At 64.2% G+C, this 26,574-nt stretch carries 23 protein-coding genes; 16 read left to right on the top strand and 7 right to left on the bottom strand.

Going from position 1 to position 26,574, the window contains the following annotated elements:
* Positions 1 to 112: 112 nt before the first annotated feature.
* The 3 genes from ACVOLR_RS17060 to ACVOLR_RS17050 form a co-directional block, all read right to left on the bottom strand.
* The gene (locus ACVOLR_RS17060; RefSeq protein WP_481537497.1) at positions 113 to 529 is read right to left on the bottom strand and encodes an H-NS histone family protein; all 417 of its coding nucleotides are present in this window, start codon (positions 527 to 529) and stop codon (positions 113 to 115) included.
* A gap of 292 nt (positions 530 to 821) precedes the next feature.
* The gene (locus ACVOLR_RS17055; RefSeq protein WP_481537496.1) at positions 822 to 1,562 is read right to left on the bottom strand and encodes a GntR family transcriptional regulator; all 741 of its coding nucleotides are present in this window, start codon (positions 1,560 to 1,562) and stop codon (positions 822 to 824) included.
* A 16-nt stretch (positions 1,563 to 1,578) separates the two neighbouring features.
* Complete coding sequence (locus tag ACVOLR_RS17050; RefSeq protein WP_481537495.1) at positions 1,579 to 2,823, bottom strand: acetyl-CoA hydrolase/transferase family protein; 1,245 nt, start codon at positions 2,821 to 2,823, stop codon at positions 1,579 to 1,581.
* 135 nt (positions 2,824 to 2,958) lie between these two features.
* On the opposite strand from ACVOLR_RS17050, the gene ACVOLR_RS17045 reads away from it, so the two are divergent.
* From ACVOLR_RS17045 to ACVOLR_RS17025, 5 genes are read left to right on the top strand one after another with little or no spacing between them, the layout of a single operon-like run.
* On the top strand, positions 2,959 to 4,317 hold the full coding sequence (locus ACVOLR_RS17045) for an MmgE/PrpD family protein (protein WP_481537494.1): 1,359 nt from the start codon (positions 2,959 to 2,961) through the stop codon (positions 4,315 to 4,317).
* Entirely contained in the window at positions 4,317 to 5,708 is a 1,392-nt protein-coding gene (locus ACVOLR_RS17040) for an MmgE/PrpD family protein (protein ID WP_481537493.1), read from the top strand. Before ACVOLR_RS17045 ends, ACVOLR_RS17040 begins: the two co-directional genes overlap by 1 nt.
* A complete protein-coding gene (locus ACVOLR_RS17035; RefSeq protein ID WP_481537492.1) occupies positions 5,705 to 7,102 on the top strand; it encodes a phenylacetate--CoA ligase family protein in 1,398 nt (465 codons plus the stop codon). The genes ACVOLR_RS17040 and ACVOLR_RS17035 overlap by 4 nt, the downstream gene beginning before the upstream one ends.
* 10 nt (positions 7,103 to 7,112) lie before the next feature.
* Positions 7,113 to 8,510: an amidase gene (locus ACVOLR_RS17030; protein WP_481537491.1), complete on the top strand. Its 1,398-nt coding sequence runs from the start codon at positions 7,113 to 7,115 to the stop codon at positions 8,508 to 8,510.
* Entirely contained in the window at positions 8,507 to 9,730 is a 1,224-nt protein-coding gene (locus ACVOLR_RS17025) for a CaiB/BaiF CoA transferase family protein (protein ID WP_481537490.1), read from the top strand. The genes ACVOLR_RS17030 and ACVOLR_RS17025 overlap by 4 nt, the downstream gene beginning before the upstream one ends.
* Positions 9,731 to 9,927: 197 nt before the next feature.
* Here ACVOLR_RS17025 and trmL read toward each other — a convergent pair whose 3' ends face one another.
* Positions 9,928 to 10,407: a tRNA (uridine(34)/cytosine(34)/5-carboxymethylaminomethyluridine(34)-2'-O)-methyltransferase TrmL gene (trmL, locus tag ACVOLR_RS17020; protein WP_481537489.1), complete on the bottom strand. Its 480-nt coding sequence runs from the start codon at positions 10,405 to 10,407 to the stop codon at positions 9,928 to 9,930.
* Between the two features lie 37 nt (positions 10,408 to 10,444).
* On the bottom strand, positions 10,445 to 10,849 hold the full coding sequence (locus tag ACVOLR_RS17015; RefSeq protein WP_481537488.1) for a hypothetical protein: 405 nt from the start codon (positions 10,847 to 10,849) through the stop codon (positions 10,445 to 10,447).
* Positions 10,850 to 11,200: 351 nt separating this feature from the next.
* Between ACVOLR_RS17015 and ACVOLR_RS17010 the strand changes: the two genes are divergently transcribed.
* The 5 genes from ACVOLR_RS17010 to ACVOLR_RS16990 all read left to right on the top strand — a co-directional run bounded on the left by ACVOLR_RS17010 (position 11,201) and on the right by ACVOLR_RS16990 (position 18,056).
* Positions 11,201 to 14,056: a M16 family metallopeptidase gene (locus tag ACVOLR_RS17010; protein ID WP_481537487.1), complete on the top strand. Its 2,856-nt coding sequence runs from the start codon at positions 11,201 to 11,203 to the stop codon at positions 14,054 to 14,056.
* Positions 14,057 to 14,407: 351 nt separating this feature from the next.
* Positions 14,408 to 14,725, top strand: a complete 318-nt coding sequence (locus ACVOLR_RS17005; protein WP_481509171.1) for a DUF4156 domain-containing protein — start codon at positions 14,408 to 14,410, stop codon at positions 14,723 to 14,725.
* 122 nt (positions 14,726 to 14,847) lie between these two features.
* On the top strand, positions 14,848 to 15,864 hold the full coding sequence (locus ACVOLR_RS17000; RefSeq protein ID WP_481537486.1) for a 3-oxoacyl-ACP synthase III: 1,017 nt from the start codon (positions 14,848 to 14,850) through the stop codon (positions 15,862 to 15,864).
* A gap of 237 nt (positions 15,865 to 16,101) precedes the next feature.
* Positions 16,102 to 16,995, top strand: coding sequence for an alpha/beta fold hydrolase (locus ACVOLR_RS16995; protein WP_481537485.1), 894 nt, complete (start codon positions 16,102 to 16,104; stop codon positions 16,993 to 16,995).
* A 371-nt stretch (positions 16,996 to 17,366) separates the two neighbouring features.
* Positions 17,367 to 18,056, top strand: a complete 690-nt coding sequence (locus ACVOLR_RS16990) for a phospholipase D-like domain-containing protein (RefSeq protein ID WP_481515868.1) — start codon at positions 17,367 to 17,369, stop codon at positions 18,054 to 18,056.
* 214 nt (positions 18,057 to 18,270) lie between these two features.
* Here ACVOLR_RS16990 and ACVOLR_RS16985 read toward each other — a convergent pair whose 3' ends face one another.
* On the bottom strand, positions 18,271 to 18,702 hold the full coding sequence (locus ACVOLR_RS16985; RefSeq protein WP_481515869.1) for a YkgJ family cysteine cluster protein: 432 nt from the start codon (positions 18,700 to 18,702) through the stop codon (positions 18,271 to 18,273).
* Positions 18,703 to 18,806: 104 nt separating this feature from the next.
* On the opposite strand from ACVOLR_RS16985, the gene oleC reads away from it, so the two are divergent.
* The 3 genes from oleC to ACVOLR_RS16970 all read left to right on the top strand — a co-directional run bounded on the left by oleC (position 18,807) and on the right by ACVOLR_RS16970 (position 21,912).
* Positions 18,807 to 20,450 (top strand): olefin beta-lactone synthetase, encoded by a 1,644-nt coding sequence (gene oleC / locus ACVOLR_RS16980; RefSeq protein WP_481537484.1) that lies wholly within the window; start codon positions 18,807 to 18,809, stop codon positions 20,448 to 20,450.
* Between the two features lie 218 nt (positions 20,451 to 20,668).
* Positions 20,669 to 21,655 (top strand): 2-alkyl-3-oxoalkanoate reductase, encoded by a 987-nt coding sequence (gene oleD, locus ACVOLR_RS16975; protein ID WP_481537483.1) that lies wholly within the window; start codon positions 20,669 to 20,671, stop codon positions 21,653 to 21,655.
* Between the two features lie 101 nt (positions 21,656 to 21,756).
* A complete protein-coding gene (locus ACVOLR_RS16970; protein WP_282269396.1) occupies positions 21,757 to 21,912 on the top strand; it encodes a DUF1328 domain-containing protein in 156 nt (51 codons plus the stop codon).
* Between the two features lie 75 nt (positions 21,913 to 21,987).
* Here the strand turns inward: ACVOLR_RS16970 and ddlA are convergent, their stop codons facing one another.
* Positions 21,988 to 23,091 carry a D-alanine--D-alanine ligase gene (ddlA, locus tag ACVOLR_RS16965; protein WP_481537482.1) on the bottom strand — a complete coding sequence of 368 codons (1,104 nt, stop codon included), beginning with the start codon at positions 23,089 to 23,091 and terminating at the stop codon, positions 21,988 to 21,990.
* Positions 23,092 to 23,368: 277 nt separating this feature from the next.
* Here ddlA and ACVOLR_RS16960 point away from each other — a divergent pair, with 277 nt between their 5' ends.
* The 3 genes from ACVOLR_RS16960 to ACVOLR_RS16950 are packed head-to-tail and all read left to right on the top strand — an operon-like array spanning position 23,369 to position 26,423.
* On the top strand, positions 23,369 to 24,019 hold the full coding sequence (locus ACVOLR_RS16960; protein WP_481537481.1) for a ubiquinone biosynthesis accessory factor UbiJ: 651 nt from the start codon (positions 23,369 to 23,371) through the stop codon (positions 24,017 to 24,019).
* A complete protein-coding gene (gene ubiB / locus ACVOLR_RS16955; RefSeq protein WP_481537480.1) occupies positions 24,016 to 25,683 on the top strand; it encodes a ubiquinone biosynthesis regulatory protein kinase UbiB in 1,668 nt (555 codons plus the stop codon). Before ACVOLR_RS16960 ends, ubiB begins: the two co-directional genes overlap by 4 nt.
* Positions 25,680 to 26,423, top strand: a complete 744-nt coding sequence (locus ACVOLR_RS16950; protein ID WP_481537479.1) for a pseudouridine synthase — start codon at positions 25,680 to 25,682, stop codon at positions 26,421 to 26,423. Before ubiB ends, ACVOLR_RS16950 begins: the two co-directional genes overlap by 4 nt.
* Positions 26,424 to 26,574: the final 151 nt, after the last annotated feature.

Below are 26,574 nucleotides of genomic sequence, written 5' to 3'. Positions count from 1 at the left end.
GGGGGGGGGGGGGGGGCGGCCGGGGCTGCGGCGTTGCTCCATCGGGGTTCCTCGGTGTGTGCTCCCCCACCACCCCACCGCCCAACCCCGGTTTTTCCCCCGCTGCTTTTACTCAGCTCGGCTTGAACACCTTGCGCTTGCCGGTGAGCACCTTCTCCGATGGGGTGAGCTTGGCCACGCCGGGGATCAGGAAATCGGTGGCGGTCTGCCCGAAACGGATCTTGGAGGCCAGCCAGAGCGGCATCTTGCCGCGGCCGGTCCAGGTATTCCAGCGGTTCTCGGGGTCGCGGTACTTGGGTTTGACCTTCGGCCCCTTGCGGCGGCCGGCCTTGCCCTTCGGCGCGGCGGCGTCTGCGCCAGGACCGAACAGTTCTTCGATCGTATAGCCGGTCTGCTTGGCCAATGCGGTGAGTTTGCGCCTGACCTTTTCCGCAGGTTGACGTTGGGTGAGCGCTTTGTGCCTGTCCTGTGCGGCGCGGATGAGAGTGTTGAGCTCTCGTAGATCAAGGGGGGTTAGGTCGATACTCATGGCGTAAGCGTCAGTTTTTGGCTGCGGGGTGTCAAGCCGCAGCCGTGGGTTGCCGGCGTTGTCAGCGCAGTCATCGAGGCCCGGAACGCCGCCGAAGGGGGAGACTGGCCGGCCCGGCGGGTATGTAGCCCGGCTGAGCGCAGCGCGCCCGCAGCTGTTGGCGATCTATCTGAAAGATCACCGGATACCGGCTTCCCGGGGCGACTTCATTGGCGCCGATGGCGCACAAAAAACCCGATGGCAGAGCTCTGGCATCGGGTTCTGGCTGACGCAAATGCAGGCTTGGCATCAATCAGCGGTGATTGCGCGAGAGCACCATCGAGTATGCAAACCGGCCCGGCGGGTGCAGGCTGACCGCGATCAGGATCAGACGATCATTGGCATCGCGATAGCGGCGCTGCACGCGCATCGCCGGCTCGCTTTTCTTGATGTCCAGCAGTTTGGCGTCGGCTGCATCGAAGGAAGCCGCGTCGAATACCTGTTCCACCCGCGACAGCTTGGTCGGGTCGAGGAACTTGGCCAGTGCACGCGCAGCACCGGTCACATCCAGCAATTTCTCGGTGGGTACGCCGGTGCGCACCGGGATCAGCATCTCGGTGACGGCGATCGGCTCGCGGGTCTGTTCTTCCAGGCGCAGACAGTGCAGGCGCAGGTATTCCTTGCCTTCGTGGATGTCCAGGCGCTGTGCCATCAACGGATCGGCCAGCTTGCGCTCGGCTTCCAGCACCTGCAGGCGGGTGCTGTTGCCGTACTGCATCAGCAGGTCGACGGTGTCGATCTCGTGCTCATAACGCATTGCCGAGTTCTGCGCGATCACCCGCGTGCCAGCGCCGGGCCGGCGCTGCACCAGGCCGGCGCTGATCAACTGCGCCAAGGCCGCGCGTGCGGTGTGGCGGCTGACGCTGAAGCGTTCGCACAGCTCCAGTTCGGTGGGTAGCAAGGTACCAACGGCGTACTCGCCCTTTTCGATTGCCGCCTGCAGTAGATCGCCCAGTTCGGCATAGCGGGGCTTGCTGCGTCGCGTACCAGTCATATGTACAGATCCTTGTTCAAAGTCTGAGCGAGAGTTCCTGCCAGCTGCGCTGCAGGGGTTCACGGTGTTCGGGTGCGGCGATGGCGATCAGGGCCTGGGCCCGTGCATGGACGTCGAGATGGCGTAGATCAGCTACCCCATGTTCGCTGACGATGCAGTCGGCATCTACGCGGGCAAGGCTTACGGGACCGGTGGGTAGCATCGGCACGATCCTGCTTTCGCCCTTCGGGGTACTGGCAGGGAGTGCAATGATGCCGCGACCAGCGGTCGATTGGCGAGCGCCTTGCAGGAAATCAGGCAGGCCGCCCACGCCACTCAGTTGGCGTCCAGACAGGAACTCACCGTTCACCTGGCCCAGCAGATCCACCGATAGCGCGCTGTTGATGGCGGTCAGGCGCGGGATACCGCCCAGTACGTTGTGGTCGTGGGTGTGGCCAACCTCGCGGAAGCTGATGCTGCGCGGGGCGATGTCATACAGCGCCTGTGTACCCAGCGCCACACCAGCCACCACCGCGTCCGGCGCCGCCGAGAGTGCGCCGGATTCGAGCAGGCCAAGCAGCCCGTCGGAGACCATGCCGCTGTGGATGCGCAGATTGCGCCGCTCGCGTACCGCGCGCAGCACGGCCGACTGCAGTCGGCCCAGGCCAAGCTGCAGGGTCGCGCCATCTTCCACCAGAGTGGCGACCTGCGCCGCCACGGCGTCCATAGCGGCATCGGCAGGCGGATCGGGAATAGCCAGCAGCGGCCCATCCTGCTCAATGGCGGCGGTGATCCGCGACAAGGGGATCGACGGCCCACGCGTGCGTGGCATGCGCGGGTTGATGTGCGCCAGGATGCGGGTTGCACGCGGCCAGACTGCCGGAGTGAAGTCACAGGCAATACCCAGCGAGCAGTTGCCGTCCTCGTCCGGCGGTGCCACCTGCACCAGCACGGTGTCGAAGGCCACGCTTTCGCGCAGCCAGCGCCAGGTGGCGGTATAGGTCATCGGCAGGTAGTCAACGCGACCATCCAGCCACGAGCCGCGCAGATCGCCGCTCAGGAAAATCGTGCGCTGGCGGGCCTGCGGGTGCAGTCCGGCAAAGTCGAAGGTGTTGACGGTGGGGATGTGCACGCCAGTGAAGCGCAGCCCGCCGCAGCGCTCGGCACCGCTGCGCAACCAGTGTTCGAACAGCAGTGAATGGCCGGCACAGCCGGGCGCGAAGACTTCCGGTCCCTGTGCGAGGTAGTCGAAGAAAGTGTCGGCATCCAGAATTCGGGGCATGGGGCTGATTGCGGCGTTCGGGATACGGATCATATGATATGTCCGGACAAAGTCGGTTATGCTCCTTTCACGCGGTTGCTGTTCCCACCATCCCGAACCCGCTGTTGCGGGCCTGCACCGAGACCTCATCGCGCGATGACCACGCCTGCTGCCAGCCTTACCGAACAGCTCGCCCAGCGCCTGCAAAGGCCGGTTGATGCCGCCGCTCGCGAGCGTGCCGCCTTGCTGCTGGTCGACTGGCTGGGCTGCGCCTTGGCGGCCTTGCGCTACCCGATTGCCAACCAGCTGCGCGCGGTGGTGCAGGCGCAGGGCGGTGGCAATGTAGTGGCCCTAGGTGCGGGCCGGCGCAGTGCCGCCGATGCCTTGCTGCTCAATGCCGCGCTGGGCAATGTGCTGGAAATGGACGATGTACACCGCGGTGCCATCCTGCATCCCGGCCCGGTCGTCATCCCGGTAGCGCTGGCTGAGGCGCAGGCTGAAGGAGCGGATACGACGGCGCTGCTCGACGCGATCGTGCGCGGCTATGAAGCCACCATTCGCGTCGGCCGTGCGCTCGGCAAGGCGCATTACCGCTATTGGCATCCAACTTCGACTGCTGGTGCTTTTGGTGCTGCCGCAGCCGCTGCATCGGTGCTGCGCCTGCCAGCTGATTCGCTGGCCGATGCGCTGGGCAATGCCGGTAGCCGCACTGGCGGGCTGTGGCAGATGCGGCATGAGCCGGTGCCGACCAAGTCATTGCATAACGCAGAAGCCGCACGCAGTGGCTGGCTGGCGGCGCAGTTGGCGCTGGCGGGCATGCGTGGGCCGCGCAGAATACTGGAAGGCGAGCAGGGCCTGTTTGCCGCCACCGCGCCGGATGCCGTGCCGGAATTGGTGGTTGCCGACGAAGATGATTGGCTGATTCACAGCACCAGCCTGAAGCCGTGGCCGGCCTGCCGCCATGCACATCCGGCAATCGATGCGATGCTGGATGCGATGGCGCAGCTCGAAGCCGCTGACATCGCGCAGATTGAACGCATCGAAGTCCGAACCTATGCCGAAGCCCTGCGCTTCTGCGACCGCGCCCAGCCGCAGACCGAGCTGGAGGCCAAGTTCAGCCTGCAGCATGCGCTGGCCTCGATCCTGGTCAACGGCCGTCCGCAACTGGAGCATTACACCGCCGAAGCCTGCAGCGATGCCGAGCTGGCGCCGTGGCGGCAGCGCATCGAGCTGATCGAGGATGCGGCCTGCAGCCAGCGCTTCCCCGTGCATTACGGCGCCTGCGTGCAGCTATGGCTTGCCGATGGCCGCAGCGTGCAGGCCGAGCGCATCGATGCCTGGGGCGACCCGGAATGCCCGATGTCGGCCGAAGACGTGCTGGCCAAGGCGCTGGCCTTGGCGAAGTGGGGTGGGGTATCGGCAGGCCTGGCGCAACCCCTCTTTGGGCAGGTGCAGGCGCTGGCCAATGGCGGCAGTCTGGACGCCTTGAACGCCATGTTGGCGCGGGTGGCCTGATGCGATTGACCGAAGCACTGTTGCGGCATGCAAGCACGCTGCGTTTTGAAGACCTGTCGCCGCAAGCGGTGGCGGCAACCCGGGTCTTTGTAATGGATTCGATGGCAGTGGGCATCTCGGGCTCGGGCCCGCAGGTTCCCCTCACCCAGACGGTGCGCCGCAGCACCACCAGCTACGGCAGCGGCAATGCCGCACGAGTCTGGGTGACTGGCGAAACGTTGCCTGCAGCCAGCGCCGCGATGGTCAATGGCTATCAGATCCACAGTCAGGAATTTGATTGCGTACATATGCCGGCGGTGGTGCATCCGCTGGCGGTGATTCAATCGGCCTTGATTGCTGCTGCCGAGCAACGTGCAAACGTTGACGGTGTGCCGGTCGATGGCAAATCGTTGATAACCGCGCTCAATGTTGCCGTCGATGTAGCGACGCTGATAGGCATCAGCGGCCGCGCGCCGATGCGCTTCTTCCGACCTTCGATGTGTGGCGCGCTGGGTGCCGCAGCGGGCATCGCCCACCTGTACGGCGCCGACGAAGAACTGCTGCGTCGCGCGCTGGGCCTGACCTACAGCCATCTGTCCGGCACCATGCAGGCGCACGTGGAAGGCTCGCCAACGCTGGCTTTGCAGGTTGCCTTGAACTCCCGTGCTGCCGTGAGCTGTTGGGAACTCGCGCGCAATGGCTTCCCCGCGCCGCGCGAGATGCTGGAAGGTCCTTTTGGTTATTTGCCGCTGATCGAGGGCGAATTCGATACCGGCCCGTCGCTGCAGAAACTGGCTGCGCGCGAAGCGCAGATACTCACCGTAAGCCACAAAGTGTTCCCCACCGGCGGTGCCGCGCATGCCGCGCAGGACATGCTGATGGAGCTGCGCCAGCAGCACGGCTTGAAACTGGACAGCGTTGCCAGCATCGAACTGCAGGCACCACCGCTGGTGCGTCGCTTGGTCGGCCGCAGCTACCAGCCAACGATGGAAACCAGCTACGCCCGGCTTTGCCTGCCGTTCCTGCTCGGCACCGTGCTGCTGGATGGCAAGGTCGGCTTGTCGGCGTATGCGCCGGAAAAGCTGGCCGATCCGCGTCTGGCGACGTTCGCCGCGCAGATCAGTCTGGTGCCGAATGATTGCGACGATCCCAATGCCTTGGTGCCGCAATCGATGACGGTCACCCTGCGCGACGGCTGCGTACTGCACAACCACCGCGATGCCGCGATCGGTTCGCCGCAACGGCCGCTGTCGCGCGCCCAGCAACTGGAAAAGTTCCACCACTGCCTTGACCACGCCGCGCGTCCCTTCGATGCCGGTCACCGTGCTGCCCTGATCTCCCACTTCGACCACCTGCAGGACATCGACGATGTCAGGCAGCTGGTCGACCTGCTGATTGTCGAGACCCCATGACCTACGCCACTTATTTCGAATCTTTCGATGTCAAGGAGCTGCTTGAACAGTTCCCGCTGGACCAGGCCTTCACCGACAAGTTCAAGAACATCAGCCGCGAGGAACTGCGCGCCGAGCAGAACGCGATGTTCCTGCGCTGCGTGGCACGTGCCTGGCAGATTCCGTTCTACCAGCGCCTGTGGGGCAATGCCGGGATCACCCCGGGCGACATCCAGAGCCTTGACGACATCAGCAAGCTGCCGGTATTCGGCAAGCACGAAATCATGGCCTCGGTGGAAGCCAATCCGCCGCTGGGTGATTTCCACGGCTGGCAGGATGGCACCGAAGCCGGCAACAAACCGCTGGTCTTCCACACCACCTCCGGTACCACCGGTCGCCCGCAGCCGCTGGTGTTCTCGCCGCATTCGCGCGAAGTGCAGAGTCTGCTGCTGGCCCGCCTGTACCGCTGGCAGGGCATGCAGCCCGGCGACGTGGTGCACTCGGTGTACGGCCACGGCATGATCAATGGGGGCCACTACGTGCGCGAAGCCATCACCCATTACACGCAGGCGCTGTTCTGCTCGGCCGGCACCGGCATCGAGATGCGCTCAGCGCAGCAGGTGCAGTTGATGAAGAGCATGGGCACCAACGTGATTGTTGGTTTCGCCGACTACATCAAGAAGCTGGCCGACGTGGCCCGCGAGAATGGCCTGGTGCCGGGCAAGGACATCCCGGTACGGATGATCTGCGGCCACCTGGGCCGTGAATCGCGCGAGTCGCTATCGGCAGCCTGGGGCGGGGTCGAGCTGTACGACTGGTATGGCGTGGGCGACACCGGCGCGATTGCCGGGCAGGGCCCGGACCAGGATGGTCTCTATCTGATGGAAGATGCGCAGTACGTCGAAATCCTCGACGTGGACGGCGGTGAACTGGTGGCCGATGGCGAAACCGGCGACATGGTGGTCACCTGTCTGTACAAGGACGACATCTACCCGATCATCCGCTTCAACACCCATGACGTGACCCGCGTGTTGACCACACCGTCGCCGCTGGGCATGAACCTGCGCCGTATCGAGGGCTTCCTTGGCCGCAGCGACAACATGGTCAAGATCCGCGGCATCAATGTGTTCCCGCAGGCGATGGCACCGGTGTTGGAAGAGCATGCATCGTTTGCCGGTGAGTTCATCTGCGTCGCCAGCCGTGATGAAGGCGGGCGAGACGATCTGGCCGTGCACGTGGAAACCCGTGGTGCGCTGGATGACGCACAGCTGGCAGCGGAGTTCGCCGCGTTGCTGCGCCAGCGCCTCGGTGTTGAAATGAGCATCGTGCTGGCGGCCCCGGGCGAGCTGGCGGCGTTGACCGGCATCGAGGTGCGGCAGAAGCCGGTGCGTCTGATCGACAAACGTTTCGCTTGAGGAAGACCGCGTGAGCAAGGCCTATGCGCAGTTGTTGAGCTTGGATCTGACGGCGCAGGCGGCCTTGCTGGTCGCCGGTGAAGTCAGCTGTACAGAACTGATCGAGCAGCAGCTGGCAGCCATCGCTGCCAGCCAGGCGCAGATCAGCAGCTATATCCATGTCGATGCGGAAGGCGCGTTGGCTGCGGCCGCGCAGTCCCAACAACGCCGGCAACGTGGTCTGGCTCGCCCCTTGGAAGGCCTGCCGATCGCGGTAAAAGACAATATCGACGTGGCCGGCATGGTTACCACCGCCGGCATGGAAACTCGCCGTCATAGCGCGGCGGCCAGCGCCGACAATCCGGCCGTGGCCGCATTGCGTGCAGCCGGTGCGGTGATCGTCGGCAAGCTCAACATGCACGAAGCGGCGATGGGCGCCGACAACGACAACCCGTTCTACGGCGCCTGCCATAACCCGCATCGGCACGGCTATACGCCAGGCGGTTCCAGCGGCGGCAGCGGCGCTGCGGTGGCGGCTGGTTTGTGCGCGGCCGCGCTGGGCACCGACACCATGGGCTCGGTGCGCATCCCGGCCAGCTATTGCGGCGTGGTCGGGCTCAAGCCCAGTTGGGGTGCGATCAGCACGCGCGGCACGGTGGCCCTGTGCAGGCGGCTGGATCACATCGGCCCGTTGACGCGTTCGGCGCGCGATCTGCGCTTGTTGCTGCAGCTGATGACCGGTTTCGATCCTGATTGCGCGCAGTCGCGCTTCGTCCAATACCTGCCCGCTGACAAGTCGGCGCTGCGCATCGGTGTGGTCGATCTGTTTGATGCCGCCGAGGTTGCGCCCGATGTGCAGGCAGCATTCGAGGATGGCCTGCGCGTGCTGGTTGGTTTGGGTCATCAGCTGAAGCCCTTGCCGGCACCTGCCTTCCCATCTGCCCGCGCACGCCGCGCTGGCTTGTTGATGAGTGAGGCCGAGTTGCTGGTCGAGCACGCCGATGCCTGGGCCGGCGACCGCAGCAAATTCTCGCCGCTGCTGGTCAAACTGATGTCCTGGGCCGAAGGCCGCAGTGCTGCCGAACTGGCCGCCGCCTCGCAACTGGCCGACCGTGGTCAAGTTCAGTTGCAGCAATGGTTGGCGCAATGCGACGTAGTGGTGATGCCGACGGCGCCGCAACGCGCGTTCGCGTTCGGCAACCCGGCACCGGCCAGCCAGGCCGATCTCACCGCTTATGCCAATCTGGCCGGCAACCCGGCTTTGTCCGTGCCCTTGCCGGTAGCGGCGGGCGATTTGCCGGCCGGCATGCAGCTGATCGGCACCATCGGTGATGAGTTGACTCTGATTGCCTTGGCCGAAGCCTTCCAACAGGCCATCGGCTGGCAGTCTGCGCTGCCGGAAGCCTGCAAGACATGGTGGCCTAAATGAATCTGTTGGACGGCGTTCGCGTTCTCGATCTGTCGCGCATCCTCGCCGGTCCCTGGGCCACGCAGGTTCTGGCCGACTTCGGCGCCGACGTGATCAAGGTCGAGCGACCGGGCGTGGGCGACGACACCCGCAGCTGGGGACCGCCGTATCTGCAGGACGCCGATGGCAATGACAGCAGCGAGTCGGCGTACTACCTGTGTGCAAACCGCGGCAAGCGTTCGCTGGCGATTGATTTCACCACCGAGGAAGGGCAGGCGCTGCTGCGCGAGCTGGTCGTGCACTGCGACGTACTGGTGGAGAACTACAAGGTCGGCGGCCTGAAGAAATACGGACTGGATTTCGCCAGCCTGCAGGCCATCAACCCGAAGCTGGTGTATTGCTCGATCACAGGCTACGGGCAAGACGGTCCTTACGCGCAGCGTGCTGGTTACGATGCGGCCATCCAGGCCATCGGCGGCTTGATGAGCGTCACCGGCGAACCGGATGGCGCGCCCGGTGCCGGCCCGCAGAAAGTGGGTGTGGCGGCGACCGATCTGATGACCGGCATGTATGCGGCGACCGCGATTCTGGCAGCGTTGCGCCATGCCGAGCGCAGCGGCGTGGGTCAGCAGATCGATCTGGCGCTGTTGGATACCCAGGTCGCATGGCTGGCCAATCAGGCCTCCAATTATCTGATCGGCGGCGTGGTCCCAACCCGGCAGGGCACGGCGCACCCGAACATCGTTCCGTATCAGGTGATGCCGGCCGCTGATGGCTATTTCATGCTGGCGGTGGGCAATGACGGCCAGTTCGCACGCCTGTGCGAAGTGATCCGGGAGCCCCAGCTTGCACGTGATCCGCGCTATGCAAGCAACAACGCACGGGTTGCGAACCGTGAGCTGTTGGTGCCGCATCTGCAGCAGGTGCTGAGCACGCGGCCGGCGGCCGAATGGTTGGCGGCGCTGGAGAAAGCGGTGGTGCCGGCCAATCCGGTCAATCGGATTGATCAGGTGTTTGCCGATCCGCAGGTGCAGGCGCGTGGACTGCGGATTGAGCTGCCGCATGCCGGTGGCGGCAATGTGGCGATGGTGCGTAATCCGTTGAAGTTCTCGGCGACGCCATTGCGCTATGAGCAGGCGGCGCCGGTATTGGGGCAGCATACGGCTGAGGTGTTGGGAGAGGTGCTTGCCGTTGATGGTGAGCGGTTGCGGGCGTTACGGGAGTTGGGGGTGGTTGGGTGAGGCTTGTTGGCGGTCGGAGTTGGTAGTGCCGAGCCATGCTCGGCAGGGGCGTTGCCGATGCAGCATCAAACCTGTGGGAGCGGCGTGAGCCGCGAAGCTGGCAGCACCGGAATCACCGGCATGCCAGCAATCGGACAGATTCATAGCTTCGCGGCTGACGCCGCTCCCACAACAGTACAAAAGCAGGTCGGCGCCAATCACGCCCCGCCAGGGAACCCATGCTGCCGCCACGCCTCATACACCACCACGGCGACCGAGTTGGACAGATTGAGGCTGCGGTTGTTGGGCTGCATCGGCAGGCGCAGACGGTGGCCGTCGGGAAGCGAGTCGAGCAGATCCTGCGGCAGGCCGCGGGTTTCCGGACCGAACAGGAACGCATCGCCATCGGCGAACTGTACGCTGTCATAGCGGACGCTGGAGCGGGCACTCAATGCAAACAAACGCTTCGGGGCGATGCGCGCCAAGGCGGTTTCCAGGTCCGGATGGACCTGCATCTGTGCGTACTCGTGATAGTCCAGGCCGGCGCGCTTTAGCTGCTTGTCACTGAGGTCGAAACCCAAAGGCTCGATCAGGTGCAGCCGCGCGCCGGTGTTGGCGCAGAGCCGGATCACATTGCCGGTGTTCGGCGGGATCTCGGGCTGGTAAAGCACTACATCGAAAACAGGGGCAGAAGTCATCGGCGCAGTTTACGCCGGGTGTTGCGTCATGGCTGGCTTAGTTGGAAACCATGCCCTGCGCGACGACCTTGCCGATGGCTTCAGCAGCAGCTTCTGCAGCCATGGACTGCACCAGCTCCACGTCCGGGCGGACGGTGATGGCCGGCAGCGAAACCATCCAGTTGCCGGCACGGGTGCCGATGGCGACCGGGCTGGCGGAGGCAAGCTGGCTGGCGGTCTGTTCGGCCATCAGCTCGACGATCTGGCCGACGGTCGGGCGGACCTGCACGGCAGCCAAGGTCGGGATGTTGCTGCTGGCTTCGTGCTGGGCCTGCACCAGCTGATCAGCGGAAGGGCGAACCTGCACGGTTTCCAAGGTGACGATATCCGAAGCCTGGACCGAAGAAACAAAGCCGGTGCTGGCGACGAGAGCGATGGCAAGGGCGAGAGACTTGGCGTTCATGGCGGGACCTGTTTGGTGTGTGTGGGCAGTGGTGTGGTAGTAAGGTAGTACAGTGAATTTCGTAGTGCAAGAACTTTCTTTACTTTTTTTGATTTGTTCAGCAATCAGTCATTTTGTGTCTGAGGTGATCTGGCTGCGAGTAATAGGGAGCAGGATGCGTGCCAATCGCATCTGATTGATAAATAACGGGTTGTTGTTTATGGAAAGTGTCCGCTGTCCGGACACCCGCCGCGCCCGCAGCGACCGGACGGACACCGATGCAGCTGCTTCGTACCCATGACGCATGGCGTATGCCGTTGTGACGGCGCCCGGTTAGGATCAGCGTTCACCTTCATACCCAAGGGAAATGGAATGAACGCAGCTATGCCCCGTACCGCCTTGTTGACCCTGGCCCTGAGCGCCGCCCTCGGCGGATTTGTTGGCATGCCGCTGGTCGCGGAGGCCAAGCCGGCCGCCGCCGCTGCGTCGGTGGACATTCCGTATGAAGAGTTCACTCTGCCTAACGGCCTGCGCGTGGTGGTGCACACCGACCGCAAGGCGCCGATCGTGGCGGTGAACATCTGGTACCACGTTGGTGCCAAGGACGAACCGGCCGGCCGCACCGGCTTCGCGCATCTGTTTGAACACTTGATGTTCCAGCGCAGCGAAAACCACGACGGCGAATTCTTCGAACCCTTCAAGCAGGTCGGCGCCACCGACCAGAACGGCACCACCAATACCGACCGCACCAACTATTTCCAGAACGTGCCGACCACCGCGTTGGACATGGCGCTGTGGATGGAGTCGGACCGCATGGGTCATCTGGTCGGCGCCATCGATCAGGCCGCCCTGGATGAGCAGCGCGGTGTGGTGCAGAACGAAAAGCGCCAGGGCGAGAACCAGCCTTATGGCCAGGTCTGGGACAAGCTGACCCGCGCCATGTACCCGGCGGGTCACCCGTATCACCACGGCGTGATCGGCTCGATGAACGATCTCAACGCCGCCTCGCTGGACGACGTAAAGACCTGGTTCCAGACTTGGTACGGCCCGAACAATGCGGTGCTGGTGCTTGCCGGTGACATCGACGTGGCCACCGCCAAGGAAAAGGCCGCCAAATTCTTCGGCGACATCCCGGCCGGCCCGACCATGGCGCAGCCAGCGGTGAACGTTGCGCAGCGCGCAGCCACCACCCGCGAAGTGATGACCGATAAGGTGCCGCAGGCGCGCATCTACCGTGCCTGGAACGTGGCCCAGGTTGGCACCACCGATATTGATCAGCTCGACCTGTTCTCCTACGTGCTGGGCGGCGCCAAGTCCTCGCGTCTGGATCAGCGCCTGCTGCACAAGGACAAACTGGTCGACAACATCAGCGCGATGACCGATGCCTCGCAGCTGGGCTCCAACTTCCTGATCATGGCGACGGTCAAGCAGGGCGTGGATCCGGCCAAGGTCGAGGCGGCCATCGACGAAGAACTGAAGCGTCTGATCGCCGAAGGCCCGACCGCCGATGAACTCGAGCGCGCCAAGGTGCAGTCACGTGCTGGCTTCGTGCGTGGTATCGAGCGTATTGGTGGCTTCGGCGGCAAGGCCGACGCACTCGCACAGTGCGCCGTCTACGAAGGCAACCCGGGTTGCTTCCGCACCTCGCTGGCCAATGTGGACGCTGCTTCCGCTGCAGACGTAAAGGCGGCCGGTGCCAAGTGGCTGGGCGTGGGCGATCACACCCTGGTGGTCGAGCCGGGCGAGCGTGTTGCCTTGGCCGAGCTGCCGTCGGTCAAGCCAGCGCCGTTCAACGTACCGGCCGTGGACAGCAAGTACACCACCCTGCCGAGCCAGGTCGACCGCAGCGCCGGCGTGCCCAAGACCACCAGCTTCCCGGAGCTGAAGTTCCCGCAGCTGCAGCGCGCCACGTTGAAGAACGGCACCAAGGTAGTGCTGGCCGAGCGCCATGATGTTCCGGTGGTGCAGTTCAGCTATGAGTTCCCGGGTGGCTTCACCGCCGACCGTGGCCGCAAGCCGGGCACCGCCAACTTCACCATGGGCATGCTGGACGAGGGCGCTGGCCAGCTCGGCTCGCTGGCCTTTGCCGATGCTGTGGAAAGCCTGGGTGCCAGCGTCAACGCAGGCGCTTCGCTGGATGGTTCCAGCGTGTACCTGTCGGCACTGAAGGAAAACCTCGCACCGTCGCTGGCGCTGTACGCCGACGTGGTGCGCGCACCGCGCTTCGAGCAGGGCGAGATCGACCGCATCAAGGCCACCTGGATTGCTGGCATCCAGCAGGAAAAGGCGCAGCCCAATGCGGTGGCGATGCGCGTGCTGCCGCCGCTGCTGTACGGCGCCGGCCACCCGTATGCAATCCCGTTCACCGGCAGCGGCAATGAAGCGGCAATCCAGTCGCTGACCCGCGACGACCTGACCGCCTTCCACAAGCAGTGGATTCGTCCGGAAGGCGCCACCCTGATCGTGGTCGGCGACACCACCTTGAAGGACCTCGTGCCGTTGCTGGAGCGCAGCTTCGGTGACTGGAAGGGCGAGGGTGCACGCCCGAAGGTGGAGGCCCCGAACAATGTGGACCGTCCGCAGACCGCACGCGTGTTCCTGATCGACCAGCCGGGCGCGGTGCAGGCCAACCTGTTCGCCGGTGAAGTAGCGCCGTCGACGATGGACCCGGGCACCACCCGTTTCGACATCGCCAATGGCGTGCTCGGTGGCGACTTCACCTCGCGCCTGAACATGAACCTGCGTGAGGACAAGCATTGGTCCTACGGTGCGCGTTCGTCGGCCTCCAATGCGCTGGGCCAGCGCCCGTGGATGGCGGTTGCACCGGTACAGATCGACAAGACCGGTGAGGCGATGAAGGAAATGCACGCCGAGATCAGCCAGTTCGCAAGCGGCCAGCGTCCGCCGACCGATGCCGAGGTCAACCGCATCCGCAACATCCAGACGCTGAGCCTGCCGGGTGCCTATGAAACCGCATCGGCGGTGATGAGCACCATCGGCGGCATCGTGCGTTACGGCCGCCCGGACGATTACGTGTTCAAGCGCAAGGCCGAGATCGAAGCAATGACCCCGGCGCAGGTCGCCGAAGCGGCCAAGACCCTGGACCCGTCCAAGCTGACCTGGGTGGTGGTGGGCGACCTGAAGCAGACCGAAGCCCCGGTGCGCGCACTGAAGCTGGGCGAAGTGACCGTGATCGACGCCGACGGCAAGCCGGTGGAGCAGAAGTAAGCGGTAGGGCGTAGCCATCCTGCGCTGAAGCCTTACCGGGAAGTCCTCTGCCGAGCATGGCTCGGCACTACGCCCCTCTCCCGCCTGCGGGAGAGGGGTTGGGGTGAGGGCAGCTTTCCGCTGGTAAAGCCCCTGCCGAGCATGGCTCGGTACTACGGTGGGCGAAGCGAAGGCTTCTTGAGCCCCTCTCCCGCTTGCGGGAGAGGGGTTGGGGTGAGGGCAGCTTTCCGCTGGTAAAGCCCCTGCCGAGCATGGCTCGGTACTACAGGACGACGCCTCCCAATCCTTGGGATCACCATCTGTTCATCCATTCCCGGCACAATCCCTGCTGATCTTCACAAGGAATAGTCCATGCGCGTTCTGCTTCTGTCCGCCCTGATCGCCAGCACCGCCGCCTGCACCTGGGTGCCGATTGAATCCAGCGGCAAGACCGTGCGTGTACTGCCCGCCGGTCCGGTTGCGCCGGGCTGCGTAGCCAAGGGCGAGATCGTGGTGTCGGTAAAGAGCAAGGTTGGCTTCTACAACCGCAACCCGCTGCGCGTGCAGGAAGAACTGGAAACCCTGGCCCGCAATGAGGCCCCCAGTGCCGGCGCCAATGCCGTACAGGCCAGTGGTCTGCCGGCCGATGGCAGCCAGCGCTTTGCCGCCTTCCAGTGCCCGCCACGCTGAGATTCCAGGCCGTCTTGCGGTCCCGGCGGCTCCATACGCCGGGCCTCTGATTTGTAAAGATGCGGTAAAAATGCGCAGGCGCTAGAATGGCGACCCCTTCGCCTGAGTCTTGGCGCTTTCTGATGCCTTTTAAAAACGTCTCGATCGCGGGACTGGCGCATATTGATGCGCCGCATACGCTGACCTCAAAGGAAATCAACGAGCGGCTCCAGCCCACGCTGGAACGCCTGGGCATTCGTGCCGACGTGCTTGGCGATATCGCCGGCATCCATGCGCGCCGCCTTTGGGACCAGGGTACACAGGCCTCGGACGTTGCCACGCTGGCAGGCCGCAAGGCGCTGGAAGATGCCGGCATCACCGCCGACATGGTTGGTCTGTTGATCAATACTTCCGTCAGCCGTGATTACCTGGAGCCGTCCACCGCTTCGATCGTGTCCGGCAACCTGGGCATCGGCGAACAGTGCGTCACCTTCGACATCGCCAACGCCTGCCTTGCCTTCATCAATGGCATGGACATGGCGGCGCTGATGCTGGAGCGCGGCGACATCGACTATGCGTTGATCGTCGATGGTGAAACCTCCAACCTGGTCTATGAGAAGACCCTGGAACGCATGATGTCCCCGGACATCACCGCCCAGCAGATGCGTGACGAAGTCGCCGCGCTGACCACCGGTTCCGGTGCGGCAGCAATGGTGATGGCGCGCTCGGAGCTGGTGCCGGACGCCCCGCGTTACCGCGGCGGCGTGACCCGTGCAGCCAACCAGTGGAACAAGCTGTGCGTGGGCAACCTGGACCGCATGGTCACCGATACCCGCATGCTGCTGATCGAAGGCATCAAGCTGGCCACCAAGACCTTTGAAGCCACGCGCGTCGCGCTGGGCTGGGCAGTGGAGGAGATCGACCAGTTCGTGATCCACCAGGTCAGCCAGCCGCATACCAATGCCTTCATCAAGGCCTTCGGCATCGACCCGAAGAAGGTGATGACCATCTTTGGCGAGCACGGCAACATCGGCCCGGCCTCGGTACCGATCGTGCTGAGCAAGCTGCGTCAGTTGGGCAAGCTCAAAAAGGGCGACCGCGTCGCGCTGATGGGTATTGGCTCGGGCTTGAACTGCACGATGGCTGAGGTGGTCTGGTAAGTTCCGGCCTGGCCGCGAACTTCCCGATTGCATGCTTTTCCCTTCTCCCTTTGTGGGAGGAACAAAGGGCCTGCCCCCGCGAAGGCGGGGGTGCCCGAAGGGCGGAAGAGGGGACGCGTGCGCAGCACGCAAGCGCCTGGAGTTCGAGCGGTAGTCCACGCTCCTCCACTCCGACCAACCCTCTCCCCAACCCCTCTCCCGACGGGAGCGGGGCTTAGCAGCCGCAGGTGCGACCCGATGAACAAACTCCCTGGTTACCCCAGCAAGACCCACCGCTTCGAAGTCCGTCCCGGCTTGTCGATGAACTACATCGATGAAGGCCCGAGCGATGGCGAGGTGGTGGTGATGCTGCACGGCAACCCGTCGTGGAGCTATCTGTGGCGCCACCTGGTCAACGGCCTGAGCGACAAATACCGCTGCATCGTGCCGGACCATATCGGCATGGGCCTGTCCGACAAGCCCGACGACAGCCGCTACGAATACACCCTGCAGTCGCGTGTGGATGATCTGGACGCGTTGCTCAAGCACCTGGGCATTACCGGCCCGGTGACCTTGGCCGTGCACGACTGGGGCGGCATGATCGGCTTCGGCTGGGCCTTGTCGCACCACGATCAGGTCAAGCGGCTGGTGATCACCAATACCGCCTCGTTCCCGTTGCCGCCGGAAAAGCCGATGCCGTGGCAGATCGCCATGGGCCGGCACTGGAAGCTGGGCGAATGGTTCATCCGTACCTTCAACGCGTTCTCCGCCGGTGCCTCATGGCTGGGCGTGAGCCGGCGCATGCCGGCGGATGTGCGTCGCGCCTATGTGTCGCCGTACAACAACTGGGACAACCGCATTTCCACCATCCGCTTCATGCAGGACATCCCGCTGTCGCCGGCCGACAAGGCCTGGTCGCTGCTGGAGCGTGCGGCGCAGGCATTGCCGTCGTTTGCGGATCGCCCGGTGTACATCGCCTGGGGCCTGCGTGACATCTGCTTCGATCATCACTTCCTGACCGGCTTCCGCAAGGCATTGCCGCAGGCCGAAGTGACCACGTTTGAAGATGCCAACCACTATGTGTTGGAAGACAAGCACGAAGTCATCGTGCCGGCAGTACGCGCGTTCCTGGAGCGCAACCCGCTGGGGTGAGGCTTGAGCGGTGTGACCCGTTGTAGGAGCGGCGTAAGCCGCGAAGCAAGGAACACATCAGCAACGGCCAGCCCTCCATCGTGCAGACCCCTGTCGGGCGTTTCACGCAAAGCGCGCGCGATGATTGATTTCTCGCAGACTGGAGCATTGTCAGTTTCGCGGCTGACGCCGCTCCTACAAGAGCCGTGAGCGAGCGATGTCTGCTTCTGCCCCCTCCCTTGCGCCGAAGGCGGAGGGGAGGGTTGGGGAGGGGTAAGCTTTTGGGGCCTTTCCCAATACCCCAGCTTCGCGGCTGACGCCGCTCCCACAAGCTAGCCGGCGATGCATGCTTCTGTGCGAAGCTCTGTGCTTCTTTGCACAGGGAGTGAAGGATGGATTTCGACAGCCTGGACCGTCAGCTGCGTGATAGCGCGCAGGACCTCAGCTTGAGCAACGAGGAACGCTCCGCGCTACGCGAGCTGGGCGTGGAGTTGCCGCCCGATCGCCTGCGTTTCCTGCGCAATCGCGCCTTTGATATCGCCCGCGAGCAGGTCGCGGCCAATCCGGCTGAGGCCCTGCCGATGCTGAAATGGGTTGAACAGGTGGTGCGCACCCTGGACGTCAACGCCGGCCCGGTCGAAACCCTGACCAGCACCTATTTCTCGCCGGGCGATGCCTGCATGCAACGGCTGCGCGCGCTGTGCGCCGGAGCCAAGCAGACACTGGATATCTGTGTGTTCACCATTTCCGATGATCGCCTCAGTGGTGTCATCCTGGACGCGCACAAGCGCGGCGTGGTGGTGCGCATCATCAGCGACAACGACAAGGTCTACGACGATGGGAATGACATCCGTCGTCTATGCGATGCGGATATTCCGGTGCGGGTGGACCACAGCGAGTACCACATGCACCACAAGTTCGCGCTGTTCGACGGCAAGGTGCTGGCCAACGGCAGCTTCAACTGGACACGCACCGCGACCGAGCACAACGATGAAAATCTGGTGGTAAGCAATGACCGCAATCTGGTGCGCAGTTTTGCGCAGCAGTTCGAGGTGTTGTGGGGGCGTTACAAGGCGCTTTGATGTTGCTGCGGCGCTTGCTCTTTTGCCTCTGATTTTGTTCCGTCATTCCCGCGCAGGCGGGAATCGCTCTGGCTCTTGCTTCGGCTTTTGCCTTGGCTTTGGACAGAGCAACGGCGAAGAGCAAGAGCCAAAGCCAGAGCGATTCCCGCCTGCGCGGGAATGACGGCATAAAAGCTGGAGCGGCAGCCCAAAGCCAACAACTACCCCACAACCCTCAAGCCGCAATCGGCGTATTCGGTGGCGAAGCCGGGCTGTTGCCGTTGTCGTCCGGATGGTCGTCATCATTGTCGGCACCATCGCGCCAACGCCAGTCGGCCAGGGTCAGTGCCGGCATGCCATGGGCGATGCGCGCGCGGTCGCACTGCGAGCTGGCCTTGCCGTATTCCCAGGACGCGTCCACCTCGCGGCATACGCTGGGTCGGTTTGGGTGGATGGTGCAGCGTGAGTACACGCCGATCTCGGAGTCCAAGGCCACGCAGCGGATCGGGTCCGAATAGGTGCCCTGCATGCACAGCCGGTGCGGGTCCAGGCGCTGGGTCAGCTGGTGGGGTACGCCGCCTTCGGTGACTTCGTCCGATTCCATCCAGTGGAAGGCAACACGGTATTGGGTGCAGCAGGCGCCGCAGGTCAGGCAGGGATGGGGCATGGGATACCGGCCTTGGCGGCAGGAATAGGACAAAAGGAAGGTGGGAAATTTTCCACGGTGACGGCCTGCGCGCAAGATTTTTCTGCATTGGCGACAATAGGAAGATGAACGAAACCTGCAATATCGCTGCGCGCCTGCCCGAGCTGGCGCGTGAACGGCCCGACCAGATCGCCATCCGTTGCCCCGGCAAGCCCGCCGCCAATGGCATGGCCGCCTACGACGTGACCCTGGATTACCGCACCTTGGACGCCCGCAGCGACGCCATTGCCGCTGGTTTGGCAGCAAACGGCATCGGCCGTGGTGTTCGCGCGGTGGTGATGGTGCGGCCGGGGCCAGAGTTCTTCCTGCTGATGTTCGCCCTGTTCAAGATCGGCGCGGTGCCGGTGCTGGTCGACCCCGGCATTGATAAGCGCGCGCTGAAGCAGTGCCTGGATGAAGCGCAGCCGCAGGCCTTCATTGGCATCCCCTTGGCGCAATTTGCGCGGGTGCTGCTGGGCTGGGCCAAGGCAGCCAAGCTCAAGGTGACCGTCGGCCGGCGTTGGGGCTGGGGCGGCGTCACCCTGGCCAAGATCGAGGCCGATGGCGCCGGCGCCGGCGGTCAGCTGGCTGCCACCGCGCCCGATGACGTGGCCGCGATCCTGTTCACCAGCGGCTCCACCGGTGTGCCCAAGGGCGTGGTCTACCGCCACCGCCATTTCGTCGGTCAGGTGGAACTGCTGCGCAATGCCTTCGGCATGCAACCCGGCGGCATCGACCTGCCGACCTTCCCGCCGTTCGCCCTGTTCGACCCGGCACTGGGCCTGACTTCGGTAATCCCGGACATGGACCCGACCCGGCCCGGCAGCGCTGATCCACGCAAGCTGCACGACGCGATTGCCCGCTTCGGCGTGACGCAGTTGTTTGGTTCGCCGGCCTTGATGCGGGTACTCGCCGAGCATGGCCAACCACTGCCAACGGTGACCCGCGCCACCTCGGCTGGCGCACCGGTACCGCCGGAGATCGTGTCCAAGATCCGTTCGCTGATGCCGGAAGACGGCCAGTTCTGGACGCCGTACGGCGCCACCGAATGTCTGCCGGTTGCAGTGATTGAAGGCCGCGAACTGGTTGATACGCGCGAGGCGACCGAGGCCGGTGCTGGCACCTGTGTCGGCCGTGTGGTCGCGCCGAATGAGGTGCGCATCATCGCCATCACCGACGAGCCGATTGCTGATTGGAGCGGCGTGCGCGAACTGCCAGTCGGTGAGGTGGGCGAGATCACCGTGGTCGGCCCGACCACCACCGACAGTTACTTCAACCGACCGCAGGCCACGGCTGCGGCCAAGATCCGTGAAGTGCTGGCCGATGGCAGCGAGCGCATCGTGCACCGGATGGGCGATGTGGGTTGGTTCGATGCCGAAGGGCGGCTGTGGTTCTGCGGGCGCAAGACGCATCGGGTCGAGACGGCGGCAGGGCCGCTGTATACCGAGCAGGTGGAGCCGGTGTTCAACACGGTAGCTGGTGTGCGGCGCACGGCATTGGTGGGTGTTGGTGCGTTGGGCCAGCAGGTGCCGGTGCTGTGTTACGAGTTGTTGCCGGATCAGCACTTCGCTGAAGTCGAAAAGCAGTTGCGGATCATGGCATTGGGTCATCCGGGTTTTGCCGGCATTGAGTACTTCCTGCGTCATCCGGGCTTCCCGGTGGATATCCGCCACAACGCCAAGATAGGGCGCGAGAAGCTGGCAGTGTGGGCGCAGGCGCAGTTGGGGTAATACAGCGGTGGTCGGGGTGAGGGATTGAAGCGGAAGGCTCGGAACAGAAGGAGTGCCTCTGCTTTTTGTCGGTAACGCCCCTGCCGAGCATTGCTCGGCACTACAGCCCTTCGGGGCAAACCAACTTGACTGCCACTGCTGCGATACTGACGGACAAATCTCAATGCTTCCGACGCGGCCAGTGGGCGCGGAAGCCCAGCAGCAGAGCGATCAAACGAATGAAGATTCTGGTTACCGGTGGTGGTGGTTTTCTCGGTCAGGCCTTGTGCCGTGGCCTGGTCGAACGCGGCCATCAGGTGCTGAGCTTCAATCGCGGGCATTACCCCTCGTTGCAGGAGATCGGCGTCGGCCAGATCCGTGGTGACCTGGCCGATGCCAATGCTGTGCACCACGCCGCCGCCGGTGTCGATGCCATCTTCCACAATGCCGCCAAGGCTGGCGCATGGGGCAGCTATGACAGCTACTTCCAGGCCAATGTGGTCGGCACTCGCAACGTGCTTGCCGCCTGCAAGGCGCATGGCATCGGCCGCTTGGTCTATACCTCCACGCCCAGCGTCACCCATCGCGCCACCCATCCGGTCGAAGGTCTTGGCGCAGATGAGGTGCCCTATGGCGAGGACTTCCAGGCGCCGTATGCCGCCACCAAGACCATCGCCGAGCAGGAAGTGCTGGCCGCCAATGGCGCCGATCTGGCAACCATTGCCCTGCGTCCGCGCCTGATCTGGGGCCCGGGCGACAACCAGCTGGTGCCGCGCTTGGCCGAACGCGCGCGCGCCGGTCGTCTGCGCTTTGTCGGTGATGGCAACAACAAGGTCGATACCACCTTCATCGACAACGCCGCGCAGGCGCATTTCGATGCCTTCGATCATCTGGTGGTGGGGGCGGCCTGCGCTGGCAAGGCTTACTTCATCTCCAACGGCGAACCGCTGCCGATGCGCGAACTGCTCAATCGCCTGCTCGCCGCTGTTGGTGCGCCTGCAGTGGAGAAGTCGATCTCGTTCAAGACCGCGTACCGCATCGGCTCAGTCTGCGAAAAACTGTGGCCACTGCTGCGCCTGTCCGGCGAGCCGCCGATGACACGTTTTCTCGCCGAGCAGCTGTGCACGCCGCATTGGTATTCGATGGAGCCGGCACGCCGTGATTTCGGTTACGTGCCCAAGGTCTCGATCGAAGAAGGTCTGCGCCGGTTGGCCGCTGCTTCCTGAATGGACAGTGTCATCGTCATGTGGCGCTAACGCTCCCATCACTGTCTGACCACCGGCGATTGCCGAGGATGGAACCCTGATTCCAACCGAGGACCCAGCCCATGCTGCATTACGCCGTCGTTTTCTTCGTCATCGCCATCATTGCAGCCGTGCTCGGCTTCAGTGGCATTGCCGGTGCGGCCAGCAATATCGCGTGGATCCTGTTCGTCGTCTTCCTGATCCTTGCGGTGGTGTCTATGTTCCGCAAGAAAGGCTGATCGTTCCTGACGCCAGAAACAGAGCGGCCCGCATCCTTGTCGAGGGTGCGGGCCGCGTCGTTTCAGTACTTTCGATCAGGCCGAAGTGCTGATCGAGCTGCGCAGGTTCTTGTCTGCAGCGTGGCGCTCCAGCGCCAGCTCGATCAGACGGGTGATCAGCGCGGTATAACCCAGCCCGCTTGCGCCCCACAGCTTGGGATACATGCTGATCTTGGTGAAGCCGGGCAGGGTGTTCAGTTCGTTGATGACGACGTCGCCGGCTTCGGTGAGGAACACGTCCACACGCGCCATGCCGATGCAGTCCAGCGCCTGATAAGCGCGCACGGCGATCTCGCGGATGCGCTGCTGTGCATCGGCAGCGATATCAGCCGGAATCACCGTCTCCGCGCCGCTGGCGCTGATGTACTTTGTGTCATAGGCGTAGAAGTCGTCATGCACTACCACTTCGCCGCAGACGCTGGCTTCGGGCACGTCATTGCCCAGCACCGCGCATTCGATCTCGCGGCCGACAATCGCCGACTCCACCAGTACCTTGTGGTCGAACGACAGGGCCAGCGCCATCGCGATGGCGAACTCGTCGGCATTGCGCACCTTGCTCACGCCCACCGACGAACCCTGGTTGGCCGGCTTTACGAACAGCGGCAGGCCGAGTTGTGCGACCAGTGCAGCGTAGTCGGCGCGTGCAGCAGTGACATGGTTGAAGCAGGCAAAAGGCGCCACCGCCAAGCCGGCATCGCGCAGCAGGCGCTTGGCCATGTCCTTGTCCATCGCCGCGGCTGCACCCAGCACGCCGGGGCCGGCGAAGGGCAGGTTCAAGGTGCGCAGCAGGCCCTGCAGGGTGCCGTCCTCGCCGAGGGTGCCGTGCACGATCGGGAATACCACGTCCAGCTGCGGCACTTCGCGGCCATCGGCAGCCAGCAACTGGCCGCGCTCTGCGCCGGGCAGTACCGACAGCACCGGGCCGGAGGTGTCCAGCGCGATGCGCTTGGGATCATCGGCATTGAGCAGGAAGCCGGCCGCATCGCACAGGTGCCACAGGCCCTGCTTGTCCACGCCGATCAGGCTGACGTCGAAACGTTCCTTGTCCAGTGCATCGAAGATGTTCTTCGCCGACTGCAGCGAGACCTCGTGCTCGGCCGAACGACCGCCGAAGATGATGCCAACCCGGGTCTTGCCCATTGCCTGTGTGCTCCTGACGCTGTGTTTGGTGGTGTCTGCATAGCATGAACTCAAACGCCGCGATTCGGGAATAGGGAGTGGCGGCTGGTTTCAAGCTGGAACGGGCGGCTCGGGACGCGCGGTTCATTGAGCGCGGCGACCAGCTGGCGCGGCTTGCCGCCGAAAGCGCGGTTTCGCGCGCAAGGTGCCGCTACATGAACAAATCCTGTGCTGGCGGGGCATCAGCTCCCCGCCGCCATCCAATCGCCAATACCGCCCCTCCGGTAGAATGCCCGGCATGCCTGCATCCCCCCTCAAAATGATCAAGCCGCTGGCCGGCCGTGCGCTGGAAGTGGCCTTGAACCGCGCGCTGGCGCTGGACCCGGATACCCGCACCGCGCTGGCCTCGCTCGATGGCCAACGCATCGCCCTGACCCTGGAATCGCCATCGCTGGCGATGCAGATCGGGGTCGCCGGTGAACGCCTGACCGTTGGCCCGGTCGATACCTCGCTGGAGCCGGATCTGGCGGTGCGCAGCACGCTGGGCGGGGTGCTGGCGCAGCTTCCCTTCCTGGCCAATGCACGGCGTGGCAACAGCGCGCCTGCTGGGCGGGTCAAGGTGTCCGGCGATGCCGAGCTGGCGCGCCGCCTGCAGCAGCTGGCCACCCGTTTTGATCCGGATTGGCAGCAGCCTTTTGTCAAAGCCTTTGGCGAGATCCTCGGTGTGCAGATTGCGCAGACCCTGCGTGCAGCCTTGCTGCAGGCCAGGCGCAGCGCCAAGGATCTGGCCGAGACCGCCGCCGAATACGTTACCGAGGAGTCGCGTGATGTCGTTGCCCGTGCCGAGCTGGATGCCTTCCATGATGATGTGGACGTGATCCGCGATGACGTCGAACGCATGGCCGCGCGCATCGCGCGCCTGCGTCAGCGCGCCGGGGGTGCCGCATGAAGCTGGTCCGCGCCATGTTCCGCGCCAGCCGCATCGGCCGGGTGATCCTGCGTTACCGCCTGGATGATCTGCTGGATGACACCCCGGTCGAACGTTGGCTGAGCGTTGCCAAGCCGTTCGTGCCGCGCGCCAGTGCCGATATCGCCTCGCAGTCACGCGGTGCGCGCCTGCGTCTGGCGCTGCAGGAGCTGGGCCCGATCTTCGTCAAGTTCGGCCAGATCCTGTCCACCCGCCGCGATCTGGTGCCGCCGGATGTCGCCGCCGAGCTGACCCTGCTGCAGGATCGGGTCAAGCCGTTCGACGGCGAGCATGCGTTGCAGATTGTCGAGCAGGCGCTGGGCCTGCCGATCACCGAAGCCTTCGCCAGTTTCGACACCACGCCACTGGCCTCGGCCTCGATCGCGCAGGTACACGCGGCAACGCTGGACGATGGCCGCCAGGTCGTGGTCAAGGTACTTCGCCCGGATATCGAGAAGCAGATCGCCGGTGACATCGCCCTGCTCAAATCGCTGGCTGCGCTGGTTGAACGCACCCATCCGCGTGCCGACAAGATCCGTCCGCGCGAAGTAGTGGCCGAGATCGAAACCACCTTGGCGGCAGAGTTGGACCTGCAGCGCGAAGGTGCCAATGCCAGCGTGCTGCGCCGCTTCTGGGAAAACTCGGACGATCTGTACGTTCCGGAAGTGATCTGGAGCCACACCGCCGAGCGCGCGCTGACCCTGGAACGCGTCTGGGGCATTCCTTCGGACGATATCGCCGCGCTGGACAAGGCTGGCATCGACCGCAAGGCCCTGGCCGCCAAGGGCGTGCGCGTGTTCTACACGCAGGTGTTCCGCGACAACTTCTTCCACGCCGATGCGCATGCCGGCAACATCTGGGTCGATATCGATCCGGCACGCCGCGACAACCCGCGCTTCATCGCGCTGGACTTCGGCATCATGGGCCAGCTGTCGGAAGAGGATCAGTTCTATCTGGCCGAGAACTTCATGGCCATCTTCAACCGCGATTACCGCCGTATCGCCGAGCTGCACCTGCAGGCACAGTGGATGCCGAACACGGTGCGCATCGATGAGCTGGAAGCTGCCGTGCGTGCGGTCTGCGAGCCGTACTTCACCCGGCCGCTGTCGCAGATTTCGCTGGCCGAAGTGCTGATGAAGCTGTTCCGCACCGCCCAGCGCTACCAGCTGACCCTGCAGCCGCAGCTGATCCTGCTGCAGAAGACGCTGCTGAACATCGAAGGCGTGGGCCGCCAGCTCGACCCGAACCTGGATATCTGGGAAGTGGCCAAGCCGGTGCTGGAACGCATCCTGCGCGAGCGTTACAGCCCGCGCCGCGCGCTGAAGGAGCTGCGCAAGCGCCTGCCGGAAATCATGACCCAGGCCCCGGACATGCCGGCCCTGCTGCACAGCTGGCTGCGCCAGCAGGTGGAAGGCAAGCATGAGTTGGCGATGCGTTCGCAGGACATCGTCAACCTCGAAGGCACGCTGCAGCGCATGCAGCGGCGCGTGGTTACCGCCGTTGCTGGTGCTGGATTGATGGTGGTGTCGGCGCTGTTGTACGGCCTGGAAGCGGGCGGTCCGCAGTTCGCCTCGGTTCCGTTGTGGTCGTGGGTGACCGGCGTGGTTGGCTCGATTGCGGTGGCGTCGGCGTGGTTGCGCCGATGACTGACGTTGTTGATGAAGCCGTGGAAGCAGCGGTTGTTTTTGAACCCTTGCCGCTGTTGTACGAAGACCAGTGGTTGGCGGTGGTCAACAAGCCTGCGGGTCTGATGGTCCACGACAGCAAGCTGGCGCGTGGTGAAGATGACTTCCTGGCTGATCGCTTGCGCGAGCAGTTGGGTAAACCAATTTTTCTGATTCATCGCTTGGATCGCGCCACCAGCGGCTGCCTGCTGTTGGCCTTCGATCGCGAAAGCGCCAGCGTGCTGGGCAAGACGTTGATGGGCGGCGAAGTGGAGAAGGATTACCTCGCGGTGTGTCGCGGTTGGCCGGCTGAAGATGCCTTCACCGTCGATCACGATCTGGATGGCGGCCCCGGCAAGCCGGTCAAGAAGCAGGCCATCACCCACTTCCAGAAGCTGCTGGAAGGCGAGTTGCCGATTCCCTCCACGGGTTTCCCGACCTCACGTTATGCGCTGCTGCGTTGCCAGCCGCAGACCGGTCGTTTTCGCCAGATTCGCCGGCACCTCAAGCACATGTTCCATCACATGATCGGCGACACCAGCCATGGCGATGGGCGGCACAACCGCACGTTCCGCATGCAGGGCGTGCATCGCATGCTGCTGCACGCCGAACGTTTGGCGTTCCCGCATCCGCAGGACGGCCGTCGCATCGAAGCGCGCGCACCGCTGGACCGCGAGTTCCAGAAGGCGATGGACCTGTTCGGTTGGAAGCTACCGGACTGAAGGTAGTGCCGAGCCATGCTCGGCAGGGGCCTTCCCCAGCAACCCATCAATATGCGCGGAATTGTAGGCGCGGGGGTAGCCCCGCGCGCCCACCATAATAAGCTGGCGGGGGACCGGCGGCGGTCCCACATAACCCGGAGGGGCGCGGAAC

Source organism: Stenotrophomonas sp. STEN030 (assembly GCF_056759995.1).
Note: the sequence above shows the minus strand (reverse complement) of the source record. Positions and strands in the feature narration are given on the sequence as shown.

Bases quoted from the DNA above. Each gene is read 5' to 3' on its own strand.
- ACVOLR_RS17015 (WP_481537488.1), bottom strand. From the start codon at position 10,849: ATGAACGCCAAGTCTCTCGCCCTTGCCATCGCTCTCGTCGCCAGCACC.
- ACVOLR_RS16970 (WP_282269396.1), top strand. From the start codon at position 21,757: ATGCTGCATTACGCCGTCGTTTTCTTCGTCATCGCCATCATTGCAGCC.
- trmL (WP_481537489.1), bottom strand. From the start codon at position 10,407: ATGACTTCTGCCCCTGTTTTCGATGTAGTGCTTTACCAGCCCGAGATC.
- ddlA (WP_481537482.1), bottom strand. From the start codon at position 23,091: ATGGGCAAGACCCGGGTTGGCATCATCTTCGGCGGTCGTTCGGCCGAG.
- oleD (WP_481537483.1), top strand. From the start codon at position 20,669: ATGAAGATTCTGGTTACCGGTGGTGGTGGTTTTCTCGGTCAGGCCTTG.
- ACVOLR_RS16950 (WP_481537479.1), top strand. From the start codon at position 25,680: ATGACTGACGTTGTTGATGAAGCCGTGGAAGCAGCGGTTGTTTTTGAA.
- ACVOLR_RS17005 (WP_481509171.1), top strand. From the start codon at position 14,408: ATGCGCGTTCTGCTTCTGTCCGCCCTGATCGCCAGCACCGCCGCCTGC.
- ACVOLR_RS16995 (WP_481537485.1), top strand. From the start codon at position 16,102: ATGAACAAACTCCCTGGTTACCCCAGCAAGACCCACCGCTTCGAAGTC.
- ACVOLR_RS17050 (WP_481537495.1), bottom strand. From the start codon at position 2,823: ATGCCCCGAATTCTGGATGCCGACACTTTCTTCGACTACCTCGCACAG.
- ACVOLR_RS17045 (WP_481537494.1), top strand. From the start codon at position 2,959: ATGACCACGCCTGCTGCCAGCCTTACCGAACAGCTCGCCCAGCGCCTG.
- ACVOLR_RS17010 (WP_481537487.1), top strand. From the start codon at position 11,201: ATGAACGCAGCTATGCCCCGTACCGCCTTGTTGACCCTGGCCCTGAGC.
- ACVOLR_RS17025 (WP_481537490.1), top strand. From the start codon at position 8,507: ATGAATCTGTTGGACGGCGTTCGCGTTCTCGATCTGTCGCGCATCCTC.
- ACVOLR_RS17060 (WP_481537497.1), bottom strand. From the start codon at position 529: ATGAGTATCGACCTAACCCCCCTTGATCTACGAGAGCTCAACACTCTC.
- ACVOLR_RS16990 (WP_481515868.1), top strand. From the start codon at position 17,367: ATGGATTTCGACAGCCTGGACCGTCAGCTGCGTGATAGCGCGCAGGAC.
- ACVOLR_RS16960 (WP_481537481.1), top strand. From the start codon at position 23,369: ATGCCTGCATCCCCCCTCAAAATGATCAAGCCGCTGGCCGGCCGTGCG.
- oleC (WP_481537484.1), top strand. From the start codon at position 18,807: ATGAACGAAACCTGCAATATCGCTGCGCGCCTGCCCGAGCTGGCGCGT.
- ACVOLR_RS17040 (WP_481537493.1), top strand. From the start codon at position 4,317: ATGCGATTGACCGAAGCACTGTTGCGGCATGCAAGCACGCTGCGTTTT.
- ACVOLR_RS17000 (WP_481537486.1), top strand. From the start codon at position 14,848: ATGCCTTTTAAAAACGTCTCGATCGCGGGACTGGCGCATATTGATGCG.
- ubiB (WP_481537480.1), top strand. From the start codon at position 24,016: ATGAAGCTGGTCCGCGCCATGTTCCGCGCCAGCCGCATCGGCCGGGTG.
- ACVOLR_RS17055 (WP_481537496.1), bottom strand. From the start codon at position 1,562: ATGACTGGTACGCGACGCAGCAAGCCCCGCTATGCCGAACTGGGCGAT.
- ACVOLR_RS16985 (WP_481515869.1), bottom strand. From the start codon at position 18,702: ATGCCCCATCCCTGCCTGACCTGCGGCGCCTGCTGCACCCAATACCGT.
- ACVOLR_RS17035 (WP_481537492.1), top strand. From the start codon at position 5,705: ATGACCTACGCCACTTATTTCGAATCTTTCGATGTCAAGGAGCTGCTT.